Here is a 16,946-nt window from a genome sequence, read left to right on the forward strand (position 1 = left end):
TACTCACGATTATCTCGGATGATTTACTTTTATCCCCTCCATCTGCCTATGTGCCAGTTGGGGGTGCGGAATGTGGGCTACAACAGCGTCTATACACCGATAGTCATCTTATGGGCGATGGTATCTCAGGTACTAGATCCAGACAAAAGTTTGAGTCAAGCGGTGAAGCGGATGAGTACCTGGCTGAGTGTAGCTGGAGTCAAGCCTCCTTCTTCAGACACGGGGGCATACAGTAAAGCTCGTCAACGACTACCTGAAAGATTTGTCCAACAGTTAGTACCCATAGTGGCAGAGGCATTAGAAAAGCAAGTTTCAACAGAACAACAATGGTGTGGGCGCTCGGTACGGGTTCTAGACGGAACAACTGTGCTCATGAGTGATACTGCTACTAATCAAGCCGAGTATCCGCAACACAGCAATCAAAAAACTGGGTGTGGATTTCCGATTGCAAAAATGGTAGTACTCTTTTCATTGCTCACAGGTGCAGTGGTATCGGCTGGTATTGCTTCATTGGCGACGAGTGAGATTGTGATGAGTCGCCTGCTGTATGCGAATTTAGTTCCCTCCGATGTGATATTAGCCGATAGAGCTTACGGCAATTATGTCGATTTAGTTTTGGTAAAACAGCAGGGAGCAGACGCTGTTTTTCGGAAAAATCATCTCCGTAAGACCGACTTAAGGGCGGGGTAAGAAGTTGGGAATTGGTGACCATCAAGTAGTCTGGAATAAGCCCCAACAGTGTCCCAAACACATGAGTAATGAGGAATTTGAGGAATTACCATCTAATTTCATTGTTCGGGAAGTCTGCTTGCGAATTCAACGCCGTGGCTTTCGAGCTGAGCGTATTATTGTAGTCACAACGTTACTGGATGCCCAGCGCTACACTGTTCAAAAATTAACTCAGTTATATGGACGGCGCTGGTCTGCTGCTGAGGTTAGTCTCCGGCATCTTAAAACAACTTTGAAAATGGAGATGTTAACAGCTAAAACTCCGGCAATGGTCAGAAAGGATATCTGGGCACACTTATTGGCTTACACTTTATTACGTACCATTATGTGGCAGGCCGTATCTTCGTCAGAACATACAGCTTTTCAACTCTCCTTCCAATCAACTCGACAGCAGTTTAATCAGTTATTGACGTTGTTGGCAACTACAGGAAAACACCAACAGCGACAATGACATCAATTGCTGTTGGAGCAGGTGGCAACTAATTTACTTACGATGCGACCCGATCGTTCCGAACCTAGGGTGTTGAAACACAGACCGAAGCCCTATCCTCGAATGCAGGAACCTCGCTCTATCTTAAAAGGTAAACAGGCTAGGCGAGCGAGACTTTTTCAGTGACATTGGACTTCAGTCCTCACTATAGTTTTTAGTTTTTTATGAAAAAACTCCTTACTACCCTCGCAACGTTGCTAATTTTATGGTGAATTTAGTAGCAAGTCTAATTGCGTATACATACCAAGCTCAAAAGTTATCTATGTATGACATAGAGGCTCCTATTTCCACTTTTAATTAATTCGGATTTCCGCCGTCGAACTCACCTTCAGAAACACTCTATGTTGACCGTTGCACTCGTCCGCTTCGAACTTGCGTTATATAGCGTTTTGTAGGGCAATTACCCGTCGTTAAACCCACATTCGGCAGTTCTTAACATAGTCAAAAATATGTTGACGATCAAACATCATCCTAGTAACTTAATTCCCAACATATTCTCGATAATTAATGACTATGGAGCAACCAGAAACACTCCTTAATGAAAACTCATATTTCTACATATCAGCGTTCGGCTTGTAGAGAAAGAATTACAGCCATCTCTTACCAATAAATCCCCAATTAATGTTAAAACCTGCGGAATGTGGGGTTAAACTTATATCTTGCACCATTCTCAATTAGCGTTTTAGGAACAGGCAAGATGCCTGTTTTACAAGAAAATCTACTCCTTGTGGAACAGGCATCTTGCCTGTTCTTGAGAATGGTGCAAGATGTGGGGTTAAACCTATCTATAGGATTGTTGCCTGAGTCCTAAGAATTTTCTTTGAGTATTATTAAAAAACTTTGCGATTTCAGGGTTGAAACTTTTTCCATAGATAAGATATACCTATTGAGCTGACCAGGAGCATCTGATGATGAGTAGTTCCAGCAGTGACGGTAATTTTTTAGATCTAACTCCCAATTCTGATTACTTCAGGCTAACCCCAGGACTTTTAAATCCCATCAGCGGAGGACTGCGGGCTTTACAAGGTAATGATACTGTGATTGGTTCGGTATCTCCAGAATCGAGCGATGGCGGTGGCGGTCAGAATTTCCTGTTAGGAGGTAGCGGTAACGATTCTCTATTGGGCGGGAACTTTGATGACTTCATCTCTGGCAACTTTGGGAACAATACCCTCGTTGGAGGTCAAGGAACAGACTCGCTGCACGGTAGTCAAGGCAGCGACATACTTACAGGTTCTGATGACCAAGATAGTTCGGTTAGCAATGTGGGTGGAGACACGCTAATTGGTGGTAGTGGCAATGACTCTTTTGTACCCCAAACCGAACGAAAAGCAGCAGTAGGATTAACAGACCTGGGTACTCTGAAAAATTCAATTAGGCTGAATGGCTTCGTAGGTGAAAACAACTTCCAAGATATTTACACTTTCACCACTGACACACCCAGTAGTATCACATTAGAACTCAATGGTTTAAGTGCGGACGCTGATTTACGGTTTGCGAGAGATGCTAATCAAGATGGTAGCCTGAGTCCAGAGGAAATCTATGACTCCCAGAATTTGGGAATTGAGCCAGAAGTAATGATAAGTAGGTTTTCTTTACCAAGTACATACTCTGTCTTAGTTCGACAAGGTGTACGGGGAGCTAACACCAGCTACAACCTGAATATAACTTTCAAGCCAATTCAGGTTTTGCTGAATCAAGTTACTTCTCTTGGTACATTCAGCAGCGGAGTCAAGGGTTCGGGGGATGGCTTTGTTGATGAGAACCAACCTGCGAAACTCTACAAATTTGATCTCCCACAGCCCAGCAACCTTCAAGTCAACTTGCGGGGAATGTGGACAGGTACAGATGCGGATTTAATGCTGTTTCAAGATGTCAACAATAACAACAAGGTTGATTTTGGTGAAATTCTTGGCGTTCCTCAACAGCAAGGCAACAATTCAGAGGAAATTTTCTTTAGGGGTTTATCAGCAGGTACTTATTATCTCGGCGTCAACCCTTTTGTAGGCAGCACACCCTACAACCTCAGCATCTTAGCTGCACCGGCAACAGATAAGTTCAACAGCTTGTTTGGCTACGGACTGGTGGATGCAGCAGCGGCAGTTGCGGCTGCCACTGGTAAACCGCAGTTGGATGCTGCTAACCCGCTCACCAGTGCTGCTAAATTGAATAACATAGGAGACTTAAACCTCCTCAATGTTGCCCCAGCCTGGAAAGCAGGATACACGGGTAAAGGTGTGGTGGTTGCGGTACTGGATAGTGGCGTTGACTTGAGTCATCCCGATTTACAGAGCAATATCTGGCGGAATCCTAAAGAAATTCCGGGGAATGGTATTGATGACGATCTCAACGAAAAAACTGATGATGTAAATGGATGGGATTTTGTAGATGGCGATGCTACTGTCTCCCCAGATTCAAACGATCAGCTTGGGTTTCACGGAACTCACGTAGCAGGAATCATTGGGGCTAAAAGAAATGGAATTGACATCAATTCTCCCAATCCTACACTGGAAATGAATGGGGTCGCTTATGATGCTCAGATTATGCCGATTAGGGTGGGAAGTGTTGGAGGTGATGTATCTGGTCCAAATCTTATTGACGGCATTCGCTATGCGGTAAACAATGGCGCCGATGTGATTAATATGAGTTTGGCCGGAGCAAAGTTCCTCGATCCAAATCTACGGAAAGCCTTAGAAGATGCTAAGGAAAAAGGAGTTTTTGTGGTGATGTCAGCGGGAAATGACAGGGACAAGTTCAACCCTAGCGAACCAAATTTTCCAGCATTTTATGCTTTCGATAATTTGGGAATAGCTGTCGGAGCAGTAACAAGTTTTCCAGGCAAACAGGTAACAGTTTTTTCCAATCCTGCTGGTTCGATACCAACAAATTTTGTGGTTGCTCCGGGCCGTGAAGTCTTATCTACAATTCCGATTACGCTGGGAAACGTAGGTTATGGCTTTCTGCCGGGAACGTCTATGGCTGCTCCCTATGTTGCAGGTGTAGTTGCTCTAATGCTTCAGGCGAATCCAAACCTAACTCCTGACGAAATTTTGGAATTTCTGACTACAACAGCAAAACCTGAAGGAATTACCCCGGAAGTTCGTGAGACTAATTAACAACTACTGGGTAATTTATTGAACCCCGGTTTCTCCAAGAAACTGGGGTTTTGAAGATGTACATTATTTTTATGCAACTACTTACACTTTAGTTAAAGTTGAGTGAGAAATGCCGATCGCACTTTGAGTTTACCAGGGCGATCGCCTGACGGTCAAACTCACGTTACTACAAACAAGTTTTTATACTCTTCTTCCCGTTTATTCGAGCAATTCTACAGTGCCGAGATACCCATCTACTCTGACTTTTTGACCGTTTCGCAAGCGAGTTGTAGCTTCAGAAATATTCATGACTGCGGGAATTTTGTACTCGCGAGCGATTATTGCTCCGTGAGATAGTTGGCCACCAACTTCGGCGATAATTGCTGTTGCTCCTAATAGCAGCGGTGCCCACCCTGCATCGGTGTAGGGGACTACGGCGATCGCATTTTCTCCTAAATCTGTGCTCGCCGTGCGGCAAATCTTGACAAAGCCTTCGACACGGCCAATACTCGCCGGAATTCCCTGGAGGATATTAGTTCCCGATGTTGCGGAGTCGATCGCCCTTGTCTGAGAATTTGGCAGCAAATTGCCGTAGACTACAGGGGGAATCGGGCGATCGCGATCGGCTACCAGGCGATCGCGCCTTTCCCTAATTGTATCCTTAAACGAAACACTCGCACCGCTACGAATCCACTCCTGAATTTCCCCAAATTCCAGATAAAAAATATCCCCGCTTTCCTGAAACACCTCCATTGCCAATCCGCAAACTTCAATCTCCAAAAAAGTCCAGCGCAGGTGAGCCAACAACCGCGCGTAAATTTCGCTAATTTGGTTTTTGACAAGAGTTCTTTCTTGACATTTATCTAATCGCCAATTCTGCGAAAAATTTAATCCTATTTCACGCTTTTCAACTAAATTAGTTTCGGCTTTTTGAGCCATATTTATTAGCAACTTTTGATAAATTTCCGGTTGTTCACGCCAAGTAGGAACAGCAATATCCGTTCCCACCTCGCTCAAATATCCGTAAGTATCAAGCCACTTTTCAAATTCTGCTTGTAAAGCCGGAGTCTCCGCAAATGTCTGTGCTAAATCTGCGACTGAAATAGTTTCGTCAGGCTGCGAAAAAGCAGCTTGCCGCAATTTCTGAGCCAAATGCTGTAAAGCTCGCACCGAAGCAATTTCAGGAGCGCTGTCATTAGCCAGCCAGTCATCATTAACGCGAAAAATAGCCTTGCGAATAGCCAGCCCGATCGGCCCTAATATATTGTAGTAAGTAATCGGTTTCAGCCACTCCTGAATTTGCTCCGCTCTCTCCAACAATTCCGTTAAATATTGATAATCTGGCATTGGGCATTGGGCATTGGGCATTAATATTTCTTCTTCGCTCGAACCTCTTCCTTCTTCCTTCTTCCTTCTTCCCTCTTCCTTATCCAGACTTTGCAGTGCCGGGAGGAAAATAGAACTACGATCGCCCTTAAATTCTGCATTGAGCGCCCTCTCCCGCTGCACCAGACGCCACAAACCAGGCAAATTCGGCAAAATCTTCCCCAAAGGCGGCTTGCCCATCTTTTGCCCTCTCAGCAAAAATTCCAAACCCTGCTCCGGCAATCCCATCATCCGAAAAATTTCGCCCAACAAAGTCGCATTAAAATAGGCGTGAGAACCCAGCAAAGTTGCCGTTTCATTAAAGTTTAAGCCGATCGCGCGATCGCCCAAAACCACCTTGAATATTTCTCCCCAAACGCCGCAAGTCAGCGGCCGATTAATCGACCAAGTTAGCGGGCGAATTGCACCGGGAATCACTTCCGCTGCAATAGTGCGCGTCCAAAACGGCTGCAAATTAGTAATTGGGCGACTTTGCAAAATCCAAACTTTTTCCCCGTCCCAACTCCACTCAATATCCTGCGGTATTCCGTGAAAAAATGCTTCAATCGCTTGGGCTTGTTTCACCAATTCTGCTAAAATCGATTGAGCAATAATTGAATTACTTTGAAGTTCAGTTAATTTGTTTTCTAATAATTCAGGTTGACTAAAATCAATTTCTAAATGAACCGGAGTACATTGTCCGCCGACAACAGCTTCGGCTCCTCCCGGTAAAGCTTCTATAATTACCTGGGAACCACCATCTAAAGGATTGCGGCTGAACATGACTCCCGCAAATTGGCTGTCAATATAAGGCTGAATCAATACAGCCATTTGGGTGTCGGGTAATTGTCGCTGTCGGCGGTAAGCCACAGCTTCGGAAGTCCAATAAGACTGGCGGCAGCGATTAATGCCGTCGAGCAATTCTGCTTCAGTGAAAACAGGGCCAATAGTTTGATATTGTCCAGCCGCTGAACTAATATCGCCGTCTTCTCCCGCAGCAGAAGAGCGCACAATCATTCGATTGGGGATTTGGGATTTTAGATTTTGGATTACAGAATTACTGATTAACAGTCGATCGGCATTTTCCTCATCTCTTCTTCCCTCTTCCTTCTTCCTTCTTCCTTCTTCCTTCTTCCTTCTTCCTTCTTCCTTCGATGGCAATATAAAACCAGCAGGTACATTAAACCCGGCGCGTTTGAGTTGAGACAATTTAGCCGCTTTATCACCGCAGATTGCAGCATCTAAGGAGTCATCAAGAGAAAACAATTGCTCTGATTTAGATAAAGCCATATCATCACCCTGATTGAAATTAATTGCTGTTAACAACAAAGCTAATCCTGTTGCTGCTAAAAATTCGGGCATTGATTGTCCCCACACCCAAACCCAGATAGGAGTACACAGACACCCGCAACGGGAAGCAAAGAGTCTCGCCCGATCACCCTCACCCCACCACCGCTGTGCCAAACCCCACACCAGCAGCCCCCAAATGCCCGATGATACAGCCACCGGCGGCGAAAATACCAAAAGACCCCAAACAGCGTTGGTCACGCCTCCACCTCGGGCGATCGCATATCTGCCCGCAACTAGAGGAATTAACAGGACGATCGCGATCGCAGGTGCATCCGGGAAGCAAAATCGCCCCGCCAAAACCGGCACAATACCCCTGGCAATTTCCGCCAACACCGCAGCAATTCCCGCTAATTTCCCCCCGTGAAGGAAAGCAGCCGACACCCCCACATTCCCTGTACCCAGCGCCCTCAAATCTCGGCGGCTAAACACTCGCACCGCCCATCTCGTTAGCGGTAAAGCACCCAGGCTGAAACTCGCAGCCAACAGCAATGCTATTGTCCCCAACGGCATAAAATCTGCTCTCCTATTTTCAACCTCTAAACATTATGACGACAATTCTGTCAAATTTTCTGTCTTCCGATATATCAACCAGACGGCATTAGCACTTAAGATAATGTAAAAGTAGAGTAGATAAGGATTTAGCCTAATGATAGATATCAGCTTGACCACTCCCATAGCAGTTGTTGTTGCACCCATCAGGCAAGTAATGATTGAGCTGCTGATGCAGCAGCCCGTCCCAGAATCAAGTGTCAGCTTGACGACTCCAATAATAGTTCTTGTTATTGGCTTTATTGCTGCCACTACGATCGGCTCGGTCGCCTGGTATAACTCCAAGCGCCCCCCCGGTTGGGAATCCAAAGAACGCCCTGATTTTGTACCGAAAGTTGATAAAGACGATTTGATTGCTGATGTTTCTGATTCAAAGAAAAAATAGAACAAAGCTGTTTTAGAGCGGAAAAAGCTTTGAGAGGAATAGGAATTACCCTTGCAGAACGAGTCGGTCGGGTGCGCCTTGGCGCGCCTTACGCTATGTAGAAAGGGTTTGAGTGAATAGTTTTAATTGACCGAATGCACTAATTTCCATAAAGGGAGCGCTCATCCCGCGATCGATCGCTTTCTTTAGATTGATGCAAGATATCATTAGATAGATTTAATCAAAGAAATTTAGAAGTTGACTACAGGTTGGAGTTGTCTTGAGATTCAGCCTCTTTTGGGGTGCTGCGTTTGAGATATCTCACCACTTTTTCGTAAATTTGACCGAAAGCATCCAAGATACAAGCCTCCAGATTAATGTGTGGAGAAATAAAAAACCTGTATTCGATGAAACTTGCCCCCCGAATTTATCCCTGGGGTCAATGCTTCAATTCTTTAATCTAAAATCTAAAATCAATTGACTGCTAAGGCGATCACCCCGATGACAATTTTCCCGTTTGATGTCATAAGTTTATGGTTTCGAGGTATTGGCGATGGCTCTCAACCAATGCGGCTGCTTGAGGTCTTGACTCTGTTGCTACCCCTAATTTCGTCCGCTTCAAAACCAGCAGCGTAATATCATCAAATACTTTTTGAGTGCTAATATGTCGCCGCACATCCTCAATCACCGCTTGCTTGATTTCCCCAGCCGATAAATGCCAGTTTTTGCTAATGACTTCACACATCGCCTCTACGCCATATTGTTTTTTGTTAATGTCTTTTGCTTCTGGAATGCCATCGGTATAGAGCACTATACCATCTCCTAGCTGTAGCTCCATTGAAATGTGGCTGATGAACTCAGCAATGTCATCGTCAAGGGCAATGGGAAAACCTAAATCCATCGTATCGATACGTTCAACCTGTCCACCGTTTCGCACAATAATTGTTTCTTCATGCTGACCGCTAATGCTGACGAGTCCTTGGGAGTAATTTAAAATCCCTAGGGTGAGGCTTTTCTCAGATTTCATGCGCTGCACGTTTTTGTAAAGGGTGCGGTTGAGCGCATCTAGGAACCGAACCGGGTCTACTTCACCTATCTCCTTGAGGGTACGAACGGCGGTTTGCGCCATCAGCATCAAGATGGCACTTTCAAGTCCATGCCCCGTGACATCGCCGATGCCCAGAGTGACAACGCCATCGGTGTTTAAGACATCATAGTAGTCGCCGCCGACTTCATCGGCGGCCTCCATGTATGCGGCAATATCGAGTCCTTCAATTTTCAGTTCCTCAGCATTGGGCAGAATCATTTGCTGCATCTGACGCACGATATCCAATTCCGCACCCATGCGGAGATTGTCTTCCTTGAGTCTCTCGTTGAGGGCAATGATTTCTTCGTTAGCGGTTCCTAGTTCTGCGGTGCGTTCTTTAACTTTATCTTCAAGTGTTGCAAAAGACTCCTTTAATTGTCCGCTCATTTTGTTGAATGCAGTTGCTAGATCGTGCATTTCATCAGTCCCCTGGACATGAACAGTTTGATCCCAGTTGCCAGTAGACAACGAAGATGCAGCCTCGCTTAATTGCAGCACAGGCTGAGTTAGTCGCCGCGATAACAGCAGGGCAACGATCGAACTGATTGTTAGCACCACGGCTGAAACTGTCAGCGACCATAACAGTTGATTCTGAAGCGCTGCCTGCACAGGTTTTGTGGAGAGTGAAACCAGAATTGCCCCTGTTATCTGTCCTGTCTCGTCAATTAACGGCGTGGCAACTTTCAAAAAACCATCTGCTTGATAACTTTGGGTCAGTTTTTGAGCTATACTATCCTTCAACCTTTGGGTATCTGTTGGACTCAGTTTTTGACTCAATCCCGAATTGTCTGCCACAGCCGTTGCATTGGTGGTGGCGTTGAGACCGACCACCCAGATCCCACCGATTTCTCCACTCGTTAACAATCGCTTGATCAAGCCATTGATTCCAACTTGTTGGCGCAACCGCTCAATAAACGAAGCGTTATACCCAACCTGCACAATCCGGCGACGATCGACCCCTGCTACTGCCACATATTTGTAGATTTGCTTATCGTACTCTCTTACCTGGGCATCCTGAACAACGGTAGATTTTGCTCCTGTTAGGAGGGGCCAAAACATAGACGCCTGGGGTTGTTTAGCCCGATCAGGACTAAACGTGAACGCGAAGGGAGCATTCTTCAAATAAGCCCGTCCAGTTTCATCCGTAATCCAGAACTCCTCCACGACGGATTTTTTGGCGATCGCACTTAACCGTTGATTGATTTGTTGGGAGCTGAGATTGGCTGCTTCAGCTATAGCAACCAGGTGAGCCGAGATCGTGGCTTGGGCAAGCATATGGTCTGCGATCGTATTTTCCACATCTTTGGGAACTTTCTCAACAAACTGAGCACTGCGAGCCAGGGATTGAGCGACTTGCTTACCTTGTGCTTCAGTCTGTGCCAGGAGAGCGTGTCGGGAAGTCCAGGTCAGCAGAGCAACGGTGGGAACAAGGGCAAGGGAAACCAGCCCGATCGTTGTTAAGAGGATTTGTCTTTGGAGTTTCATAAGATTTCCATGAGTGGGTGGGCTATTCAAAGGGTCAATGCTGGCTACAGAAAAATTTGCCCATTGCCGAAGGAAAGATAACCCACCAACCCCACCGCCGCGACGATTTGCAAAACGAAGGGAACGACGAGGGCAGTACGAAGCTGGAATTTACGAGAAGTATTTTTCCAAGATTTCACGGGTATAAGCTGTTGTACACCTAATTTGACAGTCAATTTTTCTATAATTATTGTGGAACGGGCATCCTGCCCGTCTCTGGATTCAATTTAAATGCGTAGCAACTTAGCGATTAACTAAGAATAATTACGCCTTTAGTATCGCTTCCATTTGTTGCGTGGCGTTATTAGAATTTTCTACCTGTTGCTTCAAAACCCGCAGTGTAATATCATCCCTGGCTTAGCGGGACAAAAACTGCGTTTTAAGCCCAAACGAAGCCTAAACAGGCTTTATATGAAGCTGTAGACATCCTTGTTTTCTTGCGACCCAGATTTCTGAGATTCGCTCTCAGCCGTTTACAGACAATATGCCCTGTACTATACAACTTTTTAGGTCGCATAGGAAAAAGTTTTCCCTCGCAAGCGACACCAATCTGTCGGGAGAGATACGGGCAAAACTTGTGATATAGAAATATTCAATAACACCCTGATGGCAGGGATATCTCGTTATTGTAATAAAAACTCGGTCATTTTATAAAAAGCTTTCCAATCATGTGAGAGCTATCTGGTATTTTATCCATCATTACAATGTTTCTTTACGCCTAAAAGTGTTTAGGGTTTTTCCTGGCTCAGTAAAATAATCTTAAAATTTAAGCTTTCTAACGGAACTTTCCTTGGCATCTTCAGCTAATTCACTCCGAACAAATGTCGAGTGTACCACAGTTAGTCGCTGGAGGAGCTCACGAAATCAACAACCCAGTCAGTTTAATTTATAGTAAAATAGTTCATGTTAATTAATCGGTTTGAGAGTTCTTCAACCTGAGTGAAATTTACCAAAAATACTGTTGGGGATTCCAATCATAAATAACCTACAATGTAAAATATATTGCTCTGCATTATATCAAAAAAGCATAAAAACGTAAATATTGTTGAGCAGATGGCATATCTACAAGCGTTTATGTAGCTTCAATAAATTATATTATTTATGTAGGGGCTAATTTCAGACAGCCCCTACATCATTTTTGGTTCGGCTAGCTTATTTTTGCAACGGATTGAGTTTCGTAACCGAGCTTTCCTTGGCATCTTCAGCGCTATCTTTGAGGAAACCAGAAGCATCCTTAAAGGCGGCGCCTACTCTCTCTAAAATATTGGCATCGGGATCGCTGCGATCAAATACGGGTTGAGCCTTAGCCTGTTGTCCGTCTGGCGCTTCTAACAGACTTTTATCTCCGCCGAGTTCGAGGTCCAACTTGTCAGTTTCCATAGGTGCAGAACCCGGATAAAGCAGCTTTGAGGAATTAGATTCAGCGGTAGTCGAGGCCAGGAGACGATCGCCCACGATCGACAAATCAGCCCGATTCTTTTCTGCTTGAGCAGGCGACTGATTTACTTTAGGATCGGTGGATGTTTTATAATTCGTGTATCCATCACCGCCACCCTTGTGAGGGTTATTCATTCCTCCAGCTTGAACGGGAGGATTCTCAGGCCGAGCACCTCGAACATCGCCCGAATTGCAAGCGGTGCTGCTAAACAGCAACAAACCGGCCATACATACAGTCAAAAATTGAGTTAATAATTGACCGCTACGCAGTTTTTTCAAAAAAGAAGTTACAGTGTTCACAAAAAGTTTCCAATTTTTAACTACTACTTGTTAAGAGTAAAAGTAAACTACCCATGCCTGCCTCTAACGGCGGTGATATTTTGCTGCGGGTTGCTATCGACTTTTTTATAACTTTAGAGGGATTTCATAAACTGCGGAGATTTTTCCAAAGCAAAGCATAATGGTAGGGTTCGCCAGTGCCAATAGTTGCTGGAATTGAAGAGCTTTTTCGTTTCTGACACACCCTACAAGCTGCTAAGGAGCGCGAATTAAATAACTTACAATTTTAATCGTTATTGTGGGACGGGCGGGACGCCCATCCCACAAACTTGTGGAAGTTATTTAATTCTCATTCCTAATTAGGGAATTGTTCGACTTTCGCTTCAGCTTGCAAAGTCAGCACGCCCGGTTCCACATTTAGCTGCTGAATTCGCAGGGACATTCCCTCAATTTCAAAATTTCGCAAGTTTAAAACTTCACCAGCTTTGTCCGCCAAAGCTTCAGTTAACTCCGGCGAAAATTCCTTGTTTTCGGGATACTCGACATCCTGAAGAGAAATTGCCCAACCGCCCCCTGCGATCTGAGGTTTTGATGTAAAATAAATTTTTTCCGTGGAGGCAGTTTCCCGCACCAATACCTCAGCATTTAAAGCGATTTTTCCGGCTAGCAATTGGCACTCAATAGTTTTAACGTCTATTGTCTGCTGTTGTCCGTCAACAGTAACTTTTAAGTTTTTCAGTTTCCTGCTGATGTATTCGGAATTAAAAGCGCGGTTGATATCGCTTTCTGTTAAAACTGCGCGTGCCGCACCGAAGGCAGGCCCGTTCAGTTCAATTTTGCCAAACATAGCGGTCAGGGGATTGACAGCAATATCCTTGATATGAATTTGCAAATCTTCCACGCGCAAATCTTGTTGCATTACCAACCCTGTACCCTCAACCGCAACGGCCTCTACTGAACCCTGGGCTAACTGGATCGGATCGGTGTTAACTGTCACAGACAAAGTTTCGGATTCGTCTAATTTGCTCGAAATAGCAATCTCGGCCACTTTGTCGATCGCCTGTTCCCCTAAACTCCTATTTTCTTGAAGCACGCTCAGAATTCCTAATAATTATTGTTTTAAAAATAGTAGTTAATACTTAATTGAGTTAGCGTCTTCCTCTTGGCAGGTTTCTCGTCTTAAAAAAACTCAGCTAAAGACAGAGGGTTTCCAGAAAATTACTAAAATTAATCAGGTACTATTCGGCGCACTCTACATTGACTCGGTTGCGAAGCGGTGAAAACTCAAAAACTCGGATTTTTGCCAAAAGTCTTTTCTAGAAGTTCGATCGCCCGCTACAATAAGTAAGAGCCGGCACCGCTTTTTGCAATGAATTCAGAATCAACTCTCGCTAGACTACAAGCTACACTTCCCGACGGAAAACTGCCTTCTAGCTACGGGGTATACTTCAAAAACACCCTAGTAGCCCTATGTCACGCCCTAGAAGACCACATTTTGCAAACCAGTGGCGGGGACAAAAGCGAACTCCAACCCTTAGTTTTGGTAACGTTTCAGCAGGGTAAATGGTATTTACAGGAAGCCGATCGCTACCTAGATATTGCTAATGCCTCTCGGCGCGTTGTCATCGGTGCAGTAGCCGACAGCGGTTTCGCTACCCACAAAACGGGTCAATTAGAAAATGTATCTTTAATAAATCTCGATGAGAGCGACCCCCTAATCCAAGAATGGAATTTAATCATCGTCGCCCCCACATACAAAGCAATGGTGCTTTGCCGCGAACTTTCAGCCGAGGAATACTTGCCCGAGGGCAAACCAGAAGTCGATACAGAACGAAAGTTCTACGGTTTGTGGTCCTTTGACCAGTCTTTGGTGTCGGCCTCGGCAGAAATTTTTATAGAACAGACGCGACATTACAACTCCCCCCTAGCCGACAGTTTGCTGGAAATGTACCACGAAATCCTGGCAACCAAAGGCCCGCCCTTGGCAGATATTAGTGGCGTGGTATCACGGATAGTCACTTACCTCCAAAGTTCTCAGCAGCAAATGGTGGCAATTAACCGCCAAACCCGCGAATTGTGGGAATTGGAAGGTCAAGCTTTGCGTGTCAGCCGCAATTTGAACGCTAACAAACTTCAAGCTTTTCTGCGGATGGCGCAGCGCGTGGACGAACGCGATACCGCAAATCCCACAGCGTCTTTACAGGTGGCAGCTTTGTCGGAAACTTTGGGTCAACTGCTGGATTTGCCGGCTTTGCAGTTGCGGAGGCTGCGGCTAGCTGGATTGCTATTTCGAGTCGGCTTAGTTTCTGCCCCGAATGAGGTGTTTGATCGCACTCCCGATGCTTTTGACCAAGCAACTTTCTCGTTTTGGCGCGATCGCAGTTTCATTGGTTCCCAACTGCTGCAAGCAATGCCGGAACTAGCACCGGTAGCGGAAATTGTCAAGCATAAACTCGAATATTGGGACGGCAGCGGCAGGCCAGAGGGTTTGCGAGCCGAAGCGATACCGATGACTTCGCGGATTTTGGGGTTGGTCGCTTATTTTCAAGAACTGACTCAACCGCGTGGCGATCGTGCGGCTTTGAGTTTGAGCGAAGCTTTGGAAGAGTGCCGCGAACTGTGCGGCACTCGCTTCGATCCGGCTTTGGTGGAAACTCTGGGTAACGTCGTCAGGCTAGCAGAAATGGGTTTGATGGAGTTACCAACTCGCCCGAGCCAACTGCCTAACGTGTGGTTGGAGGAGGGCGATCGAACGACCTCAGCCGCTCCGGCATTATAAAATAACTCGACTGTTGACTGTTGACTGTTGACTGTTGACTGTTGACTGTTGACTGTTAACCAACAACTGACAACCAACAACTGACAACTGACTAATGACTAATGACCTCGAAGCCATACGCCAAGGCAAAATTTTGATGTTGGCCGGCACTGATTTAGCCGGCAAAGACTTAGCGGGAGCCGATCTCGCCGGTGCTAACTTGTCTCAAGCCAACTTGAGTGGAGCTAATCTAGCGGGCGCTAACTTGCAGCGGGCCGTATTGCGAGCCAACCTCCGTGGCGCTGACTTGAGCGGCGCGGACTTGCGAGGCGCAGATTTTCGCAATGCCGATTTGCGGGGCGCTTCCTTCGCTAACGCTTTAGTCCGCGACGCAAGTTTTGGGGGTGCTTTTTTGACGGCGGCATCCATCGGCAATTTGGATTTGAGCGGTGTCGATTTGCGCGGTGCCGATTTGCGGGGCGCTGCTTTGGCTAGGGCAATTTTGCTTGGTGCCGATTTGAGCCATGCCAATTTGTCCGGCGCTGATTTATCGGGAGCTGACTTGGAAGAAGCGATCCTGAATGGAGCCGTACTGCGGGGCGCTAACCTGACGGGGGCTAATTTGCTTTGCGCCATGATGGAAAAAACCCTTTGGGATGGAGCTTTGCTCGATCGCGCCTGTCTCCAAGGCACCCCCCTGAGCCTTTAAATTTCAACAATGTTGTTTTGAAGACAGACAAAAAACAATATCTGCTTATGAGGTGAATAAGCACAAGCTATTTTTACATTTCTTAATATGAGGTTATAATGGCGACTGTAGATGAGCAAACGAATAAATGGTAGCAGCTTTGTTTAGCGGTACATCCTTTCAAGGTCAAAGTGGCGATCGCCTTGTTAGTAAAGTAGCAGGAGCTGCGATCGCAGCCTTATTCAAGCGTTCTGAAAAGGCCGAGGCCAACATCCGAGTCGAACCAGTAGCCAAACTCTTGCAGGGAAGCATCGACGGTTTCGACTTCGTTGGCAAAGGTATGTTGATGTACAACGGCCTTCGCATAGAAGTGATGGAACTCTATCTGCAAGCACTCTCCATTGATTTTGGGGCGATTTTTGCAGGTCAAGTCAAATTACGGCAGCCTACCCAGGCAAATATGCGAGTAGTCTTAAGTCGATCGGATTTAACCACCTCATTCAATACACCTTTTGTAGTTGAAAAACTCCAGAAGCTGAAGTACCAAGAGCAATCTCTGCACTTTCAAAACACTGAAGTCAGCTTCGGAACCGACAAATCAATTCGGCTTCAGTCCGAAATTACCGTAGGCGATGCCAGCGAACCGGTCAAAATAGATATTACTGCTCAATTGCAAGTTGAAGACAGACGCAAAATCCAATTTGTCAGCGTTACTTACGGCGGTGACGGGCAAGCAGTAGACTTGGGTCAAGCTATAATTGCCCACGTAAATAACTTGCTAGACTTAGACAAATTTGCCTTAGAAGGCACTCAACTGCGAGTAGACCGCTGCCGAGTTCAGAACGACGAGCTGGTTTTCTACGGTTGGGCTGGTATCGAACAGTTCCCCAAAGGCAAGCGCTAAACCTCAGCAGGCTGAGGTTTGCCCAGCCATCAAGTTTGGAAAAAGAGCATTTTTTAGTTAGCAAACAACCCGCACCGGCGGGTTTTGCTTTAGATTTTAGATGGCAAGAAAAATCTAAGATCTAAAATCTCGCATCTAAAGTCGATCCACGCAAAATCAGCACTGAGGTTGATTTGATTGGGCAAATTATTTTGATAGATTCAAATAATAAATTAAACCACTCTCAAGAATAAAGATGCTCGGATTTTATCCCACATTCCGCACCCCCAACTGGCACATAGGCAGATGGAGGGGATAAAAGTAAATCATCCGAGATAATCGTGAGTA

The 16,946-nt window shown here is 45.6% G+C and carries 10 protein-coding genes and 2 pseudogenes; 7 read left to right on the plus strand and 5 right to left on the minus strand.

Annotation, left to right across the window (positions count from 1 at the left end; all coding sequences use genetic code 11):
- Positions 1 to 81 precede the first annotated feature (81 nt).
- Both QUA03_RS25315 and QUA03_RS25320 read left to right on the plus strand, forming a co-directional pair.
- Positions 82 to 1,345, plus strand: a pseudogene (locus QUA03_RS25315) (IS4 family transposase); the annotation flags it as partial.
- 782 nt (positions 1,346 to 2,127) lie between these two features.
- Positions 2,128 to 4,335, plus strand: coding sequence for a S8 family serine peptidase (locus QUA03_RS25320; RefSeq protein ID WP_333215997.1), 2,208 nt, complete (start codon positions 2,128 to 2,130; stop codon positions 4,333 to 4,335).
- Positions 4,336 to 4,533: 198 nt separating this feature from the next.
- Here the strand turns inward: QUA03_RS25320 and QUA03_RS25325 are convergent, their stop codons facing one another.
- The gene (locus QUA03_RS25325) at positions 4,534 to 7,539 is read right to left on the minus strand and encodes a glycerol-3-phosphate acyltransferase (RefSeq protein ID WP_333216000.1); all 3,006 of its coding nucleotides are present in this window, start codon (positions 7,537 to 7,539) and stop codon (positions 4,534 to 4,536) included.
- Positions 7,540 to 7,750: 211 nt separating this feature from the next.
- On the opposite strand from QUA03_RS25325, the gene psb35 reads away from it, so the two are divergent.
- Positions 7,751 to 7,963: a photosystem II assembly protein Psb35 gene (gene psb35, locus QUA03_RS25330; protein WP_333216013.1), complete on the plus strand. Its 213-nt coding sequence runs from the start codon at positions 7,751 to 7,753 to the stop codon at positions 7,961 to 7,963.
- A 502-nt stretch (positions 7,964 to 8,465) separates the two neighbouring features.
- Here the strand turns inward: psb35 and QUA03_RS25335 are convergent.
- Positions 8,466 to 10,514, minus strand: a complete 2,049-nt coding sequence (locus QUA03_RS25335) for a SpoIIE family protein phosphatase (protein ID WP_333216002.1) — start codon at positions 10,512 to 10,514, stop codon at positions 8,466 to 8,468.
- Positions 10,515 to 10,558: 44 nt separating this feature from the next.
- Positions 10,559 to 10,729 (minus strand): hypothetical protein, encoded by a 171-nt coding sequence (locus QUA03_RS25340; protein WP_333216004.1) that lies wholly within the window; start codon positions 10,727 to 10,729, stop codon positions 10,559 to 10,561.
- Positions 10,730 to 11,350: 621 nt separating this feature from the next.
- On the opposite strand from QUA03_RS25340, the pseudogene QUA03_RS29070 reads away from it, so the two are divergent.
- Positions 11,351 to 11,458: pseudogene (locus tag QUA03_RS29070) on the plus strand (histidine kinase); the annotation flags it as partial.
- A 247-nt stretch (positions 11,459 to 11,705) separates the two neighbouring features.
- On the opposite strand, the gene QUA03_RS25345 reads toward QUA03_RS29070, so the two are convergent.
- Positions 11,706 to 12,290: a DUF6658 family protein gene (locus QUA03_RS25345; RefSeq protein WP_333216006.1), complete on the minus strand. Its 585-nt coding sequence runs from the start codon at positions 12,288 to 12,290 to the stop codon at positions 11,706 to 11,708.
- Between the two features lie 334 nt (positions 12,291 to 12,624).
- Positions 12,625 to 13,362: a DUF2993 domain-containing protein gene (locus QUA03_RS25350; RefSeq protein WP_333216007.1), complete on the minus strand. Its 738-nt coding sequence runs from the start codon at positions 13,360 to 13,362 to the stop codon at positions 12,625 to 12,627.
- Positions 13,363 to 13,638: 276 nt separating this feature from the next.
- Here QUA03_RS25350 and QUA03_RS25355 point away from each other — a divergent pair, with 276 nt between their 5' ends.
- The 3 genes from QUA03_RS25355 (at position 13,639) to QUA03_RS25365 (ending at position 16,619) form a co-directional block, all read left to right on the plus strand.
- On the plus strand, positions 13,639 to 15,048 hold the full coding sequence (locus QUA03_RS25355; RefSeq protein WP_333216009.1) for an HD domain-containing phosphohydrolase: 1,410 nt from the start codon (positions 13,639 to 13,641) through the stop codon (positions 15,046 to 15,048).
- Positions 15,049 to 15,142: 94 nt separating this feature from the next.
- Complete coding sequence (locus tag QUA03_RS25360) at positions 15,143 to 15,736, plus strand: pentapeptide repeat-containing protein (protein ID WP_333216011.1); 594 nt, start codon at positions 15,143 to 15,145, stop codon at positions 15,734 to 15,736.
- A gap of 127 nt (positions 15,737 to 15,863) precedes the next feature.
- Positions 15,864 to 16,619 (plus strand): DUF2993 domain-containing protein, encoded by a 756-nt coding sequence (locus QUA03_RS25365; RefSeq protein ID WP_333070977.1) that lies wholly within the window; start codon positions 15,864 to 15,866, stop codon positions 16,617 to 16,619.
- Positions 16,620 to 16,946 lie beyond the last annotated feature (327 nt).

This window comes from Microcoleus sp. S36b_A4, from assembly GCF_036700645.1.
Lineage (GTDB): Bacteria > Cyanobacteriota > Cyanobacteriia > Cyanobacteriales > Microcoleaceae > Microcoleus.